Origin of the sequence: Streptosporangium sp. NPDC049078, from assembly GCF_040648855.1 — a bacterium.
Classification (GTDB): Bacteria; Actinomycetota; Actinomycetes; order Streptosporangiales; family Streptosporangiaceae; genus Streptosporangium.
This window is the reverse complement of record NZ_JBEZEL010000009.1, coordinates 346,866-362,396: the sequence shown is the minus strand read 5'-3', so window position 1 is coordinate 362,396 and position 15,531 is coordinate 346,866. Positions and strand designations below refer to the sequence as shown.

General features: G+C 68.8%; 17 protein-coding genes. 9 read left to right on the top strand and 8 right to left on the bottom strand.

All coding sequences use genetic code 11. The features are described 5' to 3' along the window. The 3 genes from AB0B90_RS17980 to AB0B90_RS17970 form a co-directional block, all read right to left on the bottom strand. The coding region (locus AB0B90_RS17980; RefSeq protein ID WP_362923481.1) for an endo-1,4-beta-xylanase at positions 1 to 404 on the bottom strand (404 nt) is incomplete at its 3' end. Between the two features lie 580 nt (positions 405 to 984). Further along, positions 985 to 1,734, bottom strand: coding sequence for a hypothetical protein (locus AB0B90_RS17975; protein ID WP_362923479.1), 750 nt, complete (start codon positions 1,732 to 1,734; stop codon positions 985 to 987). A 96-nt stretch (positions 1,735 to 1,830) separates the two neighbouring features. After that, positions 1,831 to 2,850, bottom strand: coding sequence for a LacI family DNA-binding transcriptional regulator (locus AB0B90_RS17970; protein WP_350941325.1), 1,020 nt, complete (start codon positions 2,848 to 2,850; stop codon positions 1,831 to 1,833). A 249-nt stretch (positions 2,851 to 3,099) separates the two neighbouring features. On the opposite strand from AB0B90_RS17970, the gene AB0B90_RS17965 reads away from it, so the two are divergent. The 4 genes from AB0B90_RS17965 to AB0B90_RS17950 all read left to right on the top strand — a co-directional run bounded on the left by AB0B90_RS17965 (position 3,100) and on the right by AB0B90_RS17950 (position 7,601). Next, positions 3,100 to 4,377 carry an ABC transporter substrate-binding protein gene (locus tag AB0B90_RS17965; RefSeq protein ID WP_350941326.1) on the top strand — a complete coding sequence of 426 codons (1,278 nt, stop codon included), beginning with the start codon at positions 3,100 to 3,102 and terminating at the stop codon, positions 4,375 to 4,377. 93 nt (positions 4,378 to 4,470) lie between these two features. Next, on the top strand, positions 4,471 to 5,397 hold the full coding sequence (locus tag AB0B90_RS17960; RefSeq protein WP_350941327.1) for a sugar ABC transporter permease: 927 nt from the start codon (positions 4,471 to 4,473) through the stop codon (positions 5,395 to 5,397). Next, positions 5,398 to 6,249, top strand: coding sequence for a carbohydrate ABC transporter permease (locus AB0B90_RS17955; protein ID WP_362923477.1), 852 nt, complete (start codon positions 5,398 to 5,400; stop codon positions 6,247 to 6,249). It abuts the gene before it with no gap. Further along, positions 6,246 to 7,601 (top strand): GH1 family beta-glucosidase, encoded by a 1,356-nt coding sequence (locus AB0B90_RS17950; RefSeq protein ID WP_362923475.1) that lies wholly within the window; start codon positions 6,246 to 6,248, stop codon positions 7,599 to 7,601. The genes AB0B90_RS17955 and AB0B90_RS17950 overlap by 4 nt, the downstream gene beginning before the upstream one ends. A 52-nt stretch (positions 7,602 to 7,653) precedes the next feature. Here AB0B90_RS17950 and AB0B90_RS17945 read toward each other — a convergent pair whose 3' ends face one another. Further along, a complete protein-coding gene (locus AB0B90_RS17945) occupies positions 7,654 to 8,124 on the bottom strand; it encodes a VOC family protein (protein WP_362923473.1) in 471 nt (156 codons plus the stop codon). A gap of 236 nt (positions 8,125 to 8,360) precedes the next feature. Between AB0B90_RS17945 and AB0B90_RS17940 the strand changes: the two genes are divergently transcribed. Then, positions 8,361 to 9,233, top strand: coding sequence for a GNAT family N-acetyltransferase (locus tag AB0B90_RS17940; RefSeq protein WP_350941333.1), 873 nt, complete (start codon positions 8,361 to 8,363; stop codon positions 9,231 to 9,233). Between the two features lie 197 nt (positions 9,234 to 9,430). Next, the gene (locus AB0B90_RS17935; RefSeq protein WP_350941334.1) at positions 9,431 to 10,537 is read left to right on the top strand and encodes a M48 family metallopeptidase; all 1,107 of its coding nucleotides are present in this window, start codon (positions 9,431 to 9,433) and stop codon (positions 10,535 to 10,537) included. Positions 10,538 to 10,630: 93 nt separating this feature from the next. Here AB0B90_RS17935 and AB0B90_RS17930 read toward each other — a convergent pair whose 3' ends face one another. From AB0B90_RS17930 to AB0B90_RS17920, 3 genes are all read right to left on the bottom strand, one after another. Beyond that, positions 10,631 to 11,431, bottom strand: a complete 801-nt coding sequence (locus AB0B90_RS17930) for a VOC family protein (protein WP_362923471.1) — start codon at positions 11,429 to 11,431, stop codon at positions 10,631 to 10,633. Between the two features lie 62 nt (positions 11,432 to 11,493). Further along, positions 11,494 to 11,907, bottom strand: a complete 414-nt coding sequence (locus tag AB0B90_RS17925; RefSeq protein WP_350941337.1) for a VOC family protein — start codon at positions 11,905 to 11,907, stop codon at positions 11,494 to 11,496. Positions 11,908 to 11,927: 20 nt separating this feature from the next. Beyond that, positions 11,928 to 12,371, bottom strand: a complete 444-nt coding sequence (locus AB0B90_RS17920; RefSeq protein ID WP_350941339.1) for a helix-turn-helix transcriptional regulator — start codon at positions 12,369 to 12,371, stop codon at positions 11,928 to 11,930. 171 nt (positions 12,372 to 12,542) lie between these two features. Between AB0B90_RS17920 and AB0B90_RS17915 the strand changes: the two genes are divergently transcribed. The 3 genes from AB0B90_RS17915 (at position 12,543) to AB0B90_RS17905 (ending at position 14,716) form a co-directional block, all read left to right on the top strand. Next, complete coding sequence (locus tag AB0B90_RS17915) at positions 12,543 to 13,007, top strand: DUF1801 domain-containing protein (protein ID WP_350941341.1); 465 nt, start codon at positions 12,543 to 12,545, stop codon at positions 13,005 to 13,007. Between the two features lie 260 nt (positions 13,008 to 13,267). Beyond that, positions 13,268 to 13,825, top strand: coding sequence for a hypothetical protein (locus AB0B90_RS17910; RefSeq protein ID WP_350941343.1), 558 nt, complete (start codon positions 13,268 to 13,270; stop codon positions 13,823 to 13,825). 312 nt (positions 13,826 to 14,137) lie between these two features. Further along, positions 14,138 to 14,716 (top strand): dihydrofolate reductase family protein, encoded by a 579-nt coding sequence (locus AB0B90_RS17905; RefSeq protein WP_362923468.1) that lies wholly within the window; start codon positions 14,138 to 14,140, stop codon positions 14,714 to 14,716. Here AB0B90_RS17905 and AB0B90_RS17900 read toward each other — a convergent pair. Then, on the bottom strand, positions 14,698 to 15,324 hold the full coding sequence (locus tag AB0B90_RS17900; protein WP_350941345.1) for a helix-turn-helix domain-containing protein: 627 nt from the start codon (positions 15,322 to 15,324) through the stop codon (positions 14,698 to 14,700). The two genes, AB0B90_RS17905 and AB0B90_RS17900, sit on opposite strands and share 19 nt — an antisense overlap. Positions 15,325 to 15,531: the final 207 nt, after the last annotated feature.

Genomic DNA, 15,531 nt, shown 5'->3' with positions numbered 1-15,531 from the left:
AGCGTGTGCCCGCGCACCCGCTTGCCGTTCTGCACCGCCCAGTTGTAGATACGGTCGCCGTTGGTGAAGTTGAACTGGTTCTGGTTCGGCTCCGTGGCGTTGATCTTCATCTCGTTCTCGGCCGTGATCATGTCGAACTCACGGTTCGCGATCGTGGTGTACTGCGAATCACCGAGCTTGCCCGCGGCGATCGCGGCGCCGAAGTATCGCCCGCTCTGCTGGGCCGCCGCGCCGAGCGTGGTCGCCGCGGCACTCGCGGAGCTCGAGGCGCCGGCCGAACCCGGAACCGTCACCGCCGCGAACGTGCCGAGCACGAGGGTGCCGAGGGCACCGGCGACCAGGGTCCGGCGGAGACCACCGAGGGGTCGCCGGGTTCCGGGCGGGGGAATGGCATTTGTGCCCATAACTGAGCCTCCGTATTTTGGTCATGGAAAGCGGGGAAACGGGGGGACATCCCATGGACCGACGCCGCGTCCCTCGCCGGGGAACGCACACCACTGAGGCGTCGCGGACGACGATCTCTGCCGCGCACCACCGACTGGCAGGAAGACCGTCTCGGGGACTCAGTCTGGAAACGTTGACGAAATATGTCAAGGTCCCTCAGAAACTTTCGGTTAACCTGTATGACACGAGTGCCACGGACCTGCTCCGATGCCGCCCGATCCCGCCGAAAGCCGCGCCGCCGCCACCCGAGCCACGACATCGCCGATGAAACTTTCAGCGCGACACCCTCTCCGACCAGGTAAGGCCACCCCACGAGATGCCGAACAGGCTGGCGCGCCCCACCTTCCTCCCGGCCCGGCGCGCACGGGGTTCTTGACAGCCCCTCCCGCCTGAGGTTTGCTTCCCTCCACCACCACAACCCGCTCGAAAAGAGAACAAAGCACGATTGAAAGGCGGAAAGTTAGCGCTAACAACGCCAGAGAATCGCCTGAAGGCGGGCCCTTTCGCCACCCACAAGGACCCGCCGTCGCTCTCGTGGGATTACTCGTCAGGCAGCAGGTATCGCCAGGAGAGCAGGAAGAGCGTTCCCGAGCCGGTCTTGAAGAGTGACCGCTCGTACTGCTGCCCGGCAGGCACCGCCTTGACGATCGCGCTCACCGCCGCCCCCTCGATGTCCTTCTGCCACACCGGGTCCACCGTGCCCGAAGGCTCCGTGACCCCCGCGGGCCACGGCGCCGGCTTGCCCTCCGCCGACCCGGCCGCTTCGACGACCATTCGGACGCGGGTGGCGACGTAGTCGGTGCCCGCCTCCGCCCGGGCCGCCAAGCCCTCCATCAGTTTCTTCGCGTCCGAGAGCGCCTTCGGGTAGAAGTCCGCGACCTGCTCCAAAGCCGGGACCCGGACCTGGAGCATCTTTCCGTCCTTCCCCCGTACCCCGAAGACGGTGGTCGGCACGTCCGTCACCGCCGGCGCACCCGATCTCGGCTCCGCGGTCGGCGACTGCCCGGTGAGGTACTTCTCCATCGACGCGACCGTCTCGTCCCTTTCAGCATCGGTGAGCTTCAACTGCCTGCTCGCGTCGACGATCACCAGGCCGTCGCTGTACAGCACCACCCTCGGCGGACGCAGCACGTTCGTGGTCGGGGTCACGAACCCGCCCTCCGCGCCCCACAGGGCGACCGGCTTCGCCGGCCCGCCGTCAGCCGCGACAGCCGACATATCCGATTCCGCTCCCCCGCATGCCGCGGTCAGTGACAACAGCGCGACGAGCAGGGCCTTTCGTAGTCTCATGCCCCACAAACGTACGCTTCCTTCAACTGGTTCAGCCGGTGTCGTCCGAGGTCAGGCGGATCCGGGTGCCGTCGGTGCCCGCACCGGCGATCGCGGTCAGAAACGGGGGTCGGGGCCGGTGGAGCCGCGGACGACAAGGGTGGTGGGCAGGAGGCGCGAAGGAGGGGTGACGTCTTCGTTGATCATCGTGATGACCGCCGCGGCCGCCGCCGTACCGAAGCCGGCCTTGTCCTGGGCGAGCGTCGTGAGCCCCGGCGGCACCAGCGCGGCGAGCTCGATGTCGTCGAACCCGACCAGCGCGATGTCCTCGGGCACCTTCAACCCCGCCTCGGTCACGGCCCGCAGCGCGCCGATCGCCATCTCGTCGCCCGCGGCGAACACCGCGTCGGGCGGCTCCTCCAGCTCCAGCAGGGCGCGCATCGCGGCGTACCCGCTCGACAGGTAGAAGTCGCCCTCGACGACGAGCTCGGGGCGGTGCGCCAGGCCGAGTGCGGCCAGTTCCTCCAGGTAGCCGCGCAGCCGCTCCGCGCCCGGCCTGGTGCGGGTCGGGCCGGTGATGGTGGCGATGACCCGGCGCCCGGTCGCGTGCAGGTGACGGACCGCCTCGCGCGCCCCGGCCGCGTTGTCCGAGGTCACGTAGGTGGTCCGCGGTCCCTCGATGGGCCGGTCGAGAGAGACGCACGGCACCTCCGAGGCCGCCAGCGGCTGGAGCGAGGGGTCGTCCCTGCCGTTGTCGATGAAGACCACGCCGTCGAGGTTGTGCCTGCGCACGGCGCGGAGAAAGTCGTCGGGCGTGCCGTCCTCGCTGGTGGCGAGCATGAGCAGGTGGTAACCGCGCTCGCTCAGCGCGGTCTTCAGCCCGATGAGGATCTCTTGGAAGAACGGGTGCCGCCAGCCGGGACGGCGGTGGTCGGTGTCCCAGATCAGGCCGACCATGCGGGATCTCTTGGTGGCCAGGGTGCGTGCCGACTCGTTGGGCAGGTATCCGATGCGTGCCGCGGTGCTGAGAATGAGCTCGCGGGTCTGTGCGTTCACCACCTCGGGGTTGTTGAAAACGCGGGAGACAGTCGCCGACGACACCCCGCAAAGGCGCGCCAGCTCTCGAATCGTTGCCACGGGCGTACGTTATCGCATCTCGCTGAAACCGGTTTCATGTAACCGGTTGCATGGAAGTTATGCGAGAGGCCGCATCGTGTCAACCCACCATTTCGGGTTTCAGGCGCGTGACGTTTCCGTGACTTGACATCAAGTGGCGACGTTCTGTGAAATATCCCACTGACAGGCCGATGCCACACCGCTGCCACGGGGCTCGGCCCGCTCATCGCATCTCGCAGCCACCCTTCCTCTCCCCCAAAGGAGCCCCAGGTGTCTGCTGAACGAATCCGTCTCGCCGCCGGAGTGCTCGCCATCGGCATGCTCGCCGCAGGGTGCGGCGGCTCCACCTCCACCGGCTCCACGCCGACCGACGGCAAGATCACCCTCACCCTCAACCTGTTCGGGAACATGGGCTTCAAGGAGCTCTACGCCAAGTACGAGGCGGCCCACCCCAACATCAAGATCGTCGAGAGAACGTCGGCGTACAACGACCACCACCGCAACCTCGCGGCGCACCTCGCCACCGGCGCCGGCACCGCCGACGTCGAGGGGATCGACACCGGCTTCATCGCCCAGTTCAGGAACCAGCCCCAGCACTTCGTCGACCTGCGCCAGCACGGCGCCGACCAGCTCAAGGACCGCTGGCTGCCGTGGAAGTGGGAGGCGTCGCTGGCCAAGTCGGGGGCCCAGATCGGCTACGGCACCGACGTCGGCGGCCTCGCCATGTGCTACCGCCGCGACCTGTTCGAGAAGGCCGGCCTGCCCACCGACCGTGAGGAGGTCGGCAAGCTCTGGCCCGACTGGACCTCCTACTTCGAGACCGGCAAGCGCTACACCGCCAAGAAGCCGGAAGGCGCCGCGTTCTTCGACGGCGGCCCCCAGGTGTTCAACGCGATGATCGGCCAGGCCGAGACCGGCTACTACGACGCCGACGACAACATCGTGGTCGCCACCAACCCGGCCGTGCGCTCCGCCTACAACGAGGTGCTCAAGGCCGTGGCCGACGGCCAGTCGGCCAAGCTCGTCGGCAGCTCGCCCGCGTGGAACACCGGCTTCGCCAAGAGCCAGTTCGCCACCATCGCCTGTCCCGCCTGGATGCTCGCCAAGATCCAGGACCAGGCGAAGGCGTTCGCCGGGAAGTGGGACGTGGCCGCCATCCCCGGCGGCGGCGGCAACTGGGGCGGCTCCTACCTCACCGTCCCCGCCCAGAGCAAGAACCAGAAGGAGGCAGTGGCGCTGATCGCCTGGCTCACCGCGCCCGAACAGCAGATCGAGGTGTTCAGCAAGCACGGCATCCTGCCCTCCACCGTCGCCACCTACGAAAAGCCCGAGGTGACCGGCCTCAAGCACGAGTTCTTCAACGACGCGCCGATCGGGCAGATCTTCACCACCGCCGCCCTCAACCTCAAGCCGCAGCACCAGGGCCCGAGGGCCGGTGACATCCAGACCGCCATCCGCGACACGATCAACCGTGTGGAGGAGGGCAAGCAGAACGGCGACGAGGCGTGGACGCAGATGCTCGGGGACGTCGAGCGCATCGGCAAGTGACGACGCGCATCGATCCGTGAGAGCCGCGCGACGGCGGGCTCAGGGCTCAGGGGAGAGCCCGCCGTCGCGCCCCCTTCCCCCGAGGAGTCGACCGTGACCCCCGTCAGATCAGGGCCCCGGCGCCGCTGGGCCTACCAGCTCGACGTCAAGGGCTCGCCGTACCTTTACATCGCCCCGTTCTTCCTGCTGTTCGGCGCGGTGGGCATGTTCCCGCTGTTGTACACCGCCTATGTCTCCCTCACCGACTGGAACCTGCTCGACCCGGAGCGCGAGTGGGTGGGACTGGCCAACTACGCCGAGTTGCTGGCCGACGACTACTTCTGGAACGCGCTGTTCAACACCGTCAGCATCTGGCTGCTCTCCACCGTGCCGCAGCTGCTGGCCGCGCTGTTCCTCGCGCACATGCTCAACCGCAGGCTGCGCGCCCGCACACTGTTCCGGATGGGCGTGCTGCTGCCCAACGTGACCTCGATCGTCGCGGTCACGATCATCTTCACCCAGCTCTTCGGCCGTGACTTCGGCATGGTCAACTGGGGCCTCGGCCTGGTGGGCCTGGATCCGATCGACTGGCAGGCCGGCACGCTCTCCTCACACGTCGCGATCTCGCTGATCGTCATCTGGCGGTGGACCGGCTACAACGCCCTCATCTACCTGGCCGCCATGCAGACCATCCCCGAGGACCTGTACGAGGCGGCCCGGCTGGACGGCGCGAGCCAGTTCACCCAGTTCCGGAAGATCACCATTCCGATGCTCCGCCCCACGATCATCTTCACCGCCGTCGTGTCCACCATCGGCGGCTTCCAGATCATCGCCGAGCCGCTGCTGTTCCAGGCCGGCACCGGCAACCCGACCGGCGGCTCGGACCGCCAGTTCCAGACCGTCGGCCTCTACCTCTACGAGCAGGGCTTCAGCATGTACGAGTTCGGCTACGCCTCGGCGATCGCCTGGACGCTCTGCGTGATCATCGTGGTGATGGCGCTCGTCAACTTCGCCGTCACCCGCAGGATCAGGAGCAGCTGAATGGCACCCCTCACCGCCGTCCGACGCGGACTGAACCCCCACGGGGCCGGGTTCTGGACCTACGCCGCGCTCGTCGCCGTGCTGCTCGGCTCGATCTTTCCCATCTACTGGTCGCTCGCCGTGGCCTCCCACGACAACGACGTCATCGCCAGCGTCCCGCCGGTCCTCACCCCCGGCGGCCACCTGTTCGAGAACATCGCCCGCGTCTTCGACACCACCGCGTTCGGCCAGGCGATGTTCAACTCCTTCCTCGTCTCCGGCTCGGTCACCGTCTCGGTCGTGCTGTTCTCCACGCTGGCCGGCTTCGCCTTCGCCAAGCTGCGCTTCCGCGGACGCAACGTGCTGCTCGTCATGGCCATCGCCACCACCACCGTGCCGCAGCAACTCGGCATCATCCCGCTGTACATCCTCATGGCGGAGCTCGGCTGGACCGGCAGGCTCGGGGCGGTGATCGTGCCCGGCCTGGTCACCGCGTTCGGCGTGTTCCTCATGACCCAGTACCTCTCCAGCGCCATCCCCGACGAACTGCTGGAGGCCGGTCGCATCGACGGGTGCAGCACGCTGCGGCTGTTCTGGCACGTCGTGCTGCCCGCCGCCCGGCCTGCCACCGCCGTGCTCGGCCTGTTCACCTTCATGCACGCCTGGAACGACTTCTTCTGGCCGCTGGTCGTCCTCACGCCGGAGAACCCGACCGTCCAGGTCGCGCTCTCCAGCCTGGCCAGCGGCTACACCACCGACTACGCGCTCGTGCTCACCGGCACCGTGCTCGCGATCGTGCCGATCGTGGCGGTCTTCGCCGCGCTGGGCCGTCAGATCATTGGGGGAATCATGTCAGGAGCGATCAAGGGATGACCCAGGACCGTACGCCCTTTCCCGCCGGGTTCGTGTGGGGGACGGCCACCGCCGCCTACCAGATCGAGGGCGCCGTGGACGCCGACGGGCGCGGCCCCTCGATCTGGGACACGTTCTGCCGCGTCCCCGGCGCGGTGGCGAGGGGCGAGAGCGGCGAGCACGCCTGCGACCACTACCACCGCTGGCGGGAGGACGTGGAGCTGATGGACCGGCTCGGCGCCGGCGCCTACCGCTTCTCGCTGGCCTGGCCCAGGATCATGCCCGACGGCGACGGCCGGGTGAACCGGCGCGGCCTCGACTTCTACCGGCGGCTCACCGACGCCCTGTGCGAGCGCGGCATCGAACCGTACGTCACCCTCTACCACTGGGACCTGCCCCAGGCTTTGGAGGACCGCGGCGGCTGGCGCGACCGCGACACCGCCGAGCGCTTCGCCGACTACGCCGAGGTCGCGCACGAGGCGCTGGGCGACACGGTATCCCGTTGGATCACGCTGAACGAGCCGTACTGCTCCTCCATCGTCGGCTACGCCGAAGGCCGCCACGCACCCGGCGCACGCGAGGGTCACGGCGCGCTCGCCGCCGCCCACCACCTGCTGCTGGGCCACGGCCTCGCCACGGCCAGGCTGCGGGCGCGCGAGGGAGAGCAGGTCGGCATCACGCTCAACATGTCGCCCACGGTGCCCGCGACCGGCTCGGCGGCCGACGCCGACGCGGCGCGCAGGATGGACCTGCTGGTCAACCGGCAGTTCACCGACCCGCTGCTGCTCGGCGCCTACGCGTCCGACATGGAGGAGACCTTCGGCGCCCTCAGCGACTTCTCCTTCCGCCGCGAGGGCGACCTGGAGGTCATCGGCGCGCCGCTGGACTTCCTCGGCGTCAACTACTACTACCGCATCCACGCCGCCTCGGCGCCGTACGAGCAGACCGACCCCGCACTGCGTTCCGCCTTCGACCTCGGGGTGCGCGGCGTCACCCCCGACGGCGCGAGGACGAGCGGGCTGGGCTGGCCGGTGGAGCCGCAAGGGCTCCACCAGACCCTCCTCGGCCTGACCGGGCGCTACCCCGCGCTGCCGCCGATCCTCATCACCGAGAACGGCTACGGCGACGACGGGACCCTCGACGACACCGGTCGCGTCGACTTCCTGCGCGACCACCTCGCCACCATCCGCGCCGCGATGACCGACGGCGTGGACGTGCGCGGCTACTTCTGCTGGTCGTTGCTGGACAACTTCGAGTGGGCCCGGGGGTACGCCGCCCGATTCGGGCTCGTCCACGTCGACTACGAGACCCAGGCCCGCACCGAGAAGGCGAGCTTCCACTGGCTGCGCGAGTTCATCGCGAAACAGGGATAGCCGGGATACCGGGTACATACAGGGACAGCCGGGGAGAACGACCAAGCGCGCCTCAGTCGCCGAGCTGCAGGCGCGCCTCCTCCTCCATCATCGCGGTGAACCGCGCGTCGCGCCCGCCCTCCGCGCGCCGTGCCGTGTAGACGACGGTGTAGCCGTCCGGGTCGGTGACGCGCAGATCCCTGGTGTTCCACGGCGTGTCGAAGGGACCTTCGACGATGCCGCCGCCGTGGGCACGTGCCCGCTCGGCGAGCCCGTCGAGTTGCTCCAGCGCGGCCATCATGCTGATCGTCCATTCGCCACCGGCGGGCGCTTCGCCGAGGCGCACCAGGATGTCCTGGTAGCGCCAGCGGCGCAGGTGCACCAGCACCGGGTTGCCGTCGGGTCCGGGGACGGTGAAAAGCGAGATGAAGTCCAGTCCGTTCACATACCAGTCGACCGTGCGATCGAGGTCGGCGACGGTCACCGTGACGAAGGCGGGCATTCCATAGATATCGCGGTTGATCTCCTGCGTAACAGAATCCATGCGCCCCAGGCTGGAGTCTCCAGCGACCGGAGAGTCAAGCGATTATCGATCGCGTTCCATGGACGGCCGTGGAAAGACCGCTCTCGAGGCGCGGAAACAGGCCGAGCACGGCGATCGACACCTTGCCGCTTTCGAGAGGCTTAGCACGTCGAGCATCGCTTCTCTCACGTTCCGATTCACCACGTCGGCGGAAAACCAGGTGCGGACCACCGGTGCGGTGGGGTGTGATCGGGGCCATGGCGATCGTGTCGGGTGAGCCGGGAGTCGACGGGCTGAGCGCGGTCGTGGACGTGCTGCGGGACTGGCAGCACGACGAGGCGCCACCGCAACTCCACCCGGGAGACCTGGGCTGGTTCTGGCGATTCGGCGCGGAGGCGACGGCCGCGGCGGTGCGGACCTGGAGCCGAGACGGACGGATTCTCGCCGTCGGGCTGCTGGACGACCCCGGGGTGTTGCGGCTCGCGATCGCGCCGGACGCCCGGCGGGACGAGGAGCTGGCGCGGCGGCTGGTCGCGGACATGAACGAGCCGGAGCGCGGCATCCTCCCCGAGGGGAGAGCGAACGTCGAAGCGCCCATGCGCGCGCTGGTCCAGGACCTGCTGTCCGGGAACGGCTGGAACGCCGGCGAGCCGTGGACGCCGCTGCGCCGCGACCTCGCGGAGCCGGTGCGAGACCCGGGCGTGCGGGTCGAGGTGATCGGGCCGGAGCGGGCGGACGTGCGGGCCGCCGTACAGCGGGCGTCGTTCGACGGGTCGACGTTCACCGACGAACGCTGGCACGCGATGGCGGCCGGACCGCCGTACGCCGACGCCCGGTGTCTGGTCGCGTACGACGACCGGGGCGACGCGGTGGCGGCGGTGACGGTGTGGTCGGCCGGTCCGGGGAAGCCCGGGTTGCTGGAGCCGATGGGCGTGCACCGCGAGCATCGGGGCCACGGCCACGGCCACGCGATCACCCTCGCCGCGGCGGCCGCCCTCAGGAGGCTGGGCTCGTCGAGCGCGACCGTCATCACCCCGAGCTCCAACGTGGGCGCCGTCGCCACCTACGGGTCGGCCGGCTTCCAGCGACGCCCCGAGGTCCGCGACCTGCGCCGGGACGCCCCCTCGTGAAGCCGGGGATCAGCGCGGTATGAATGCCGGGGGGGATCGGCGCAGTCGCGCGCGAACGGCGTCGGTGGCCCGCGTATCCCTGAGCTCGACGAACTTCTCGACGGAGAACTTCCCATCTTTGCGGCGTATTGCCGCCATTCTCGGGCTCTGACACCTTGTTCGTCGTGTCCACCGATCTACCAGCCGGAACATCGGGCGTGTTTCAGGAGCGTCCGCGATCTCCCGGCCCCTTCCTGCCCCCTCCGGCGGCCCCCGTCCGGTCACGCCGAGCGACCGGTCGCGTCTCCCGAACCGGCGGCTACCTCCTTGCCCTGGCCGTCCACCTGCTGGCACCGGCCTTCCTGCTCACCGGCGTATACCTGGTCACCCGTCTGACGATAGGTGGCATCCTGTTCGGTCTCGTGGCCCTGGACCTCGCCTGGCTGCTGCGCCCCCGCCCCGCCCCCTTCCCCGCCTTCGCCGTACCTCTCGCCCGCGAGGACGCTCCCCACCTGTACGCCCTCGTCGACCGCATCGGCGAGGAGTTGGGAGCCCCCCGAACAGATCTGGTCGCCGTCAGCGGTGCGGTCAACGCCTCGTTCCGCACCTACGGGTGGCGACGCAGCCGTCTGGTGGAGATCGGCTACCCGCTCTGGCTGATCCTCACCCCGCAGGAACGCGTCGCCCTGCTGGCCCACGAGATGGCCCACTCCAGGAACGGCGACGCCAGACACGGCCTCGTCGTCGGCAGTGCCCTGCACTCGCTCCACGAACTCCGCGTCGTCACCGGCTTCGAGTGGCACCCCGGTGACGGCTTGTCCGCTCTCGTCACCCAGTGTCTCCTCGCGATCCTGGGCGTCCCCGTCCGCGGCTTGATCTTCCTGCTGGAGCTCCTGCTGAACCGCTCCTCCCAGCACGCCGAATACCGCGCCGACGAGATGCAGGCCCAGGTAGCCGGCTCCGCGGCCGCCGCTTCGCTTCTGGACGTCCTGACCACCCGGACACGATCGGTCGAAGGTCTCCTCGCATCCAGCGCGGTGGCCGTCGGAACCGGGAACCTGTGGACGGCTCTCCGCTCCCACGTGGACGCCGTCGCCGACACCGAACTCGAACGACACCGCGAGTCCGCCCGCCTTGAGAAGACGGGGGTCGACACGACCCATCCGCCGACGTACCTGCGCATGCAACGCGTGCTGGCACTGCCGTACCCGGTGCCCAGGGTGTCCGCCGCGGGGGCGGAGCAGATCGAAGAAGAACTCGACAAGGCGGCTGGACGCGTGGCGCGGCGTTTGAGGGAGGACGCCCAGTCCGTCCGTTATCGGTAAGCCTGGCGGGCGGGAACCAGCCGACCGTCGTCACGCGATTCCCGAAGCGGTATCCGACTCGGGGGTCGCGTGACGACGGTCGGCCTGTCGCGGTCAGCCGGGTGTGGTGATCATCCAGTGGTAGCCGTCGGGGTCGGTGCAGTGCCCGGCGTAATCCCCCCGATCGGTTCGGGCCGCCGCGGCGGTGACCCGACCACCGGCCGAGCCCGCGGCGGCGAGAAGAGCGTCGACGTCGTCACGGGAAGCGGCGATGTGGGTGAGTACGAGCGCCGAGAAGCCGTCACCGTGTTCGTCGACGCCGGCGTCCTTGGCGAGGGCTTTACGTGGCAGCAGGCCCAGTCGACACACGCCGTCGGCGATGACGAAGTCGAGGAATTTGTCACCGTAGTCGTGATTGACACTCATGCCCAACGCCTCATAGAACGCCCTGGATGCCGTCGGATCGGCGACGCCGAGGTAGACGGCGGTCTCGGTCGGCTTCGGCGGGTCGGGGACGGGACCGGTGTCCTTCTTGGAGGCCGCGGCCAGCTTCCACACGGCCCCGTCCGGTGCCCGGTAAGCGGCGCTGAACTCACCGAAAAGCTGCTTCTTCGGCGGCTTGACGACCGTCGCGCCCTTGGCCGTGGCGGCATCGAGAAGGGTCCTGACCTCGGCGGGCCGGTTCACGATGGAGGACAGGACGTAGCCACGGAAACCCGAGGTCTCCGGGGCCGTACCGGAGTCGGCGGCGAGCGCGTCGATCGGGCGGAGAGCGAGCCGCCCGGTGCCGTGAAGGTCAAGGCTCGCGGTGTGGTCGTTCTCCGTCGCCGTGGCCGAGAACGCGGACGTGTAGAAGGTGCGTGCGGCTCCTACCTGAGGTACGCCGAGAGTGACGATGTCGACAGAGAGCGGCATCAGATGGTTCCTCCGTGCTTTCCGAGATCGGTCGATTCGGGGCGAGCGTCGTGCGGGCGGGCTCAGGCAGACGCGCCGGTTATCCGGACGAGGTTGCCGGCGGGGTCACGGAAGGCGCAGTCGCGGACCCCGTAGTCCTGGTCGATGGGTTCCTGGATCACATCGGCCCCGGCGGCCTGGAGGCGGTCGAACAGCCCGTCGAGGTCATCGGTGGCCAGCGTGACGGCGGCGTAGACGCCCTTGGTGACGAGTTCCAGGATGGTGCGGCGCTCCTCATCGGTGATGCCCGGATCGGCCGCCGGCGGGTGCAACACGATGGAGGTGCCGGGCTGTCCGACCGGACCGACGGTGATCCACCGCATGTCCTCGTAACCGGCGTCGGCCCGGACCTCGAAGCCCAGGATGTCGCGATAGAAACCCAGAGCGGCCTCGGGATCGGTGTGCGGGAGGAAGGTGTGCTGAATGATGACGTCCACGCCCGGCACGCTACGCATGACTATCGGGGGCGGGCTTCTCGATTCTTGACCGGTCTGGTCACCTGCTTGCTCAGGCACGGCGGAATACCCGCCGCGGCCTGGGAACGGTCACGCCGGTAGACGCTCGGCGGCACGCCGACGAGTTCGGTGAACCTCGTACTGAACGTGCCCAGCGAGGAGAAACCCACCTCGAAACACACTTCCGTGACGCTGAGGTCTCCGCGGCGCAGCAGCGTCATCGCCCGTTCGATCCGCCGGGTCATCAGATACGAGTACGGAGACTCGTCATAGACGCGACGAAACTCCCGACACAGGTGCCCGATCGACATGTGCGCCCCTGCGGCCAGCGCCTGGAGGTTCAGCGGCCTGGCGTACTCACGATCGATCCGGTCTCGGACACGGCGGATCACGGCGATGTCGTGCAACCGCTGCGCCTCCGCACGCCCGAGCTCCATACGCACCATCGTTCCACCTCGTCTGCCGCGCGAACGACAGCCGACGGTGCGAGGCCTTATTACAAGGAGTGTCCCGGAAGCACGGGGCGAGCATCGATCAGGAATCGAGAAGCACCGGCTTCACAGCGCCGATAGCGTCACAAACACCCCATACCGATGACGACAAGGAGAGTGACGGCGATGAGCGCGGGCACCGGCGCGGCGAGCAGGAAGAACACGGACGGCTTCTCCGAGGAGGAGCGCGCCGCGATGAAGGAGCGCGCCGCGGAACTGAAGAGGGAGGCGAACCGCGGCCGTGGCAACAAGGCGGCCGCCGAGGAGCTCGACGTACTGTCGAAGATCGCGGAGATGGAGCCGTCGGACCGCGCGATGGCCGAACGCATCCACGCCATCGTCACCGCCAACGCCCCGGAGCTGTCGCCGAAGCTGTGGTACGGCCAGCCGGCCTACGCCAGGAAGGGGAAGGTCGTCTGCTTCTTCCGCAGCGGGAACGTGGACAAGGAGCCGTACTCGGCCTTCGGCTTCACCGCCGAGGCGAACCTCGCCGACGCCGGTGGCCTGTGGCCCACGTCCTTCGCCGTGACCACGTTGAGCGAAGAAGCCGCGAAGACGATCACCGCTCTCGTCAGGAAAGCCGTGAGCTGAGGCACCGCCCCGACTGGCAGGGAAACACCTCGGCGAGGCACCGCCCGACGGCAGGAGAGCACTTCGGCGAGACAGAGCGGAAGCGCGGGAGCCGACACCGTACTTCGCCCGGCGGCGTGCCCGATGAGCGCGGGCCCGTGAGGTCGCCGGGCGGCTGGAAGAGGGTGGCGATCCGGCGCTCGGCCGCGACCGACCGAAGAACCGCGACGACCGGCCACGCCCACTGTCGGTATCGGTCGGCTGATCGCTAAGGTGGCGTCGTGATCGCCAAGCCGCCCGGATGGCCGTTGCTCACGGCGTTCTCGTTCGCGGCGTTCGTGTGCCTGTGGTGGTCCAGCGCGCCGTACCCGTACGTCGAGCTCTTCATCTGGGTGATCTTCGCGGGTGGCGCGCTCTTCCTCCTGTGGATCATCCGGGCCGTCCCGGCGCTGCTGACCGACATCGGCGCGATGGAGGCGAACATGCTCCGTTGGTTGATGCCATGGATCATCGCCGGCTGCACCGCTTTGGCGATCAGCGCCGACATTCCCTTCCAGGTACGGTTCACGCTGTCGAAGTCCGCACTGACCGACCACGCCCAGGCCGTGGCCCGGAGCGGCACCTCCTCCCACGAGTGTCGACTCGTGGGTCTTTATCCGGTCTGCTGGTCAGCGGCCACCCCCGACGGCGGAGCCCAGTTCAGCATCGACGACTGGCGAATACGCACGTCGGCGGGGTTCGTGTGGAGCCCGACGGGCCAGGTGTCCGAAGAGGGCCCGGGACGACTCGATCCGATCTCCGGCCCCTGGTACGCATGGTCGGCCTGGGACAGGTGGTGATCCCCCAAAGCCCCCACGTGGGCAGTTGTTCAGAGCGTCGAGATTGCAACCGAGTAGCCCCGGGGCCCATTGATCGCTTCCCCGTTCGCCACATAGAAGCCCGCTTTATCGGTGACGTACGTTCCGTCGAGATCGTAGGTACATCCCGAGGGGCGATCGGACGGCCGCCCCTCCGCAGAGGGCGCCAATGATCGTGTACAGCGGTGTTGCAGTACGCGTTCCGGACCCGCTGTCGTTTTCATCCAAGACGGTCACGGCAGCCGCGATCTACCGTGGAGCCGGCAGTTCGCCCGAACATGAGGAGACAGCACAATGCGTGACCTGGTCTACACCGGTTTCATGTCGCTGGACGGCGTCGTGGACTCGCCCGGCGGCGGGCCGGGGGAAGAGCACCGCAGCGGCGGGTGGGTGGTCAAGGACCTCGATTTCGTCCCGGAAGCCTGGTCGCTGAAGGGTGAGGAGCTCGCCGACACCACGGCGCTGATGTTCGGCCGCCGCAGCTACGAGGTGTTCGCACCGGTCTGGCCCGGTTCGGAGGACCACGCCGACTACAAGGAACTGCCCAAGTACGTGGTGTCGACCACGCTGTCCGACGACGCCCTCGTCGACGGGTGGGGGCCGACGACGATCCTGCGCTCGATCGAGGACGTCGCCGCGCTCAAGGAGAGCGAGGGCGGCGCGATCTTCATCCACGGGAGTGCGGAGCTGGCCCGGCGGCTGTCGGACGCGGGCCTGATCGACCAGTACAACCTGCTCGTCTTCCCCGTGCTGCTCGGTGCCGGGAAGAGCCTGTTCGGCCGGGCCGACCGAGACAAGCACATGCTGACGCTGCGGGAGTCGGAGAGCTACTCGAACGGGATCCTGAAGCTCGTCTACGACGTCAAGCGCTGATCCAGGTTGAGGGCGATCGCGCCGCCCGCGCCCTCGCGCAGTTGCCTGACGGTGCGTCCGACGTAGGAGCGCAGTGCTCGGGCCAGGTGCGGCTCGTCGAAGTAGTCGAGCTTGGCGACGACATCGGCGGCCGGGTCGCCGGCGGCCAGCAACTCCGTCGCCGTACGGGCCCGCTCGATCTGCCGGACCACGCCCCGCGTCAGTCCGGTCGCGGCGCGGAACCGGCGTTCGACCGTGCGCCCCGAGACGGCCGGGCGGTGCCCCCGCAGCACCTCGACGACGAGCGGGTCACGGACCACGATCCCGGCCCGGACAAGCCCGTCGACCAGTGCCTCGGCATCGTCGGGGCCGGGCGTCTCCCAGCGCGCGCCGTCCAGCCGGAACGTCCGGCGCGTGGTGTCGGGGAGTTCGATACCGCCGTCGACGAGCGTCGGCGTGGGCACGGCACGCAACGAGGTGCCCACGGCGAACTCGATGCCGGTAAAGGTCGCACCCTCCGGCACCGGCGCCGTCCCGGTTCGGGTCTCGGGACCGGTGATGCTCGTGTACGTCCGGCCGGCCTGCTCCCAGAACACCAGCCCCCAACACGTCCCTGCGACGGACGTCATCGAAGTGACCTGCCCGCTCGTGCATGTCCACACGGTGTCGACCCACGGCGAGTCGGACCGACGTGTCTTGAGCCTCAGACCCATGGGCGAAGAATACGCCGCTTCGCGCTCCGCGGATGACCGGCTCGGCGTCGCTCGATCGGGGGTGATCCCCGCATCGGTCGCCATGGTGCGAGACGGGGTGAGTCCTCCAGCAGGTCGTCGGTC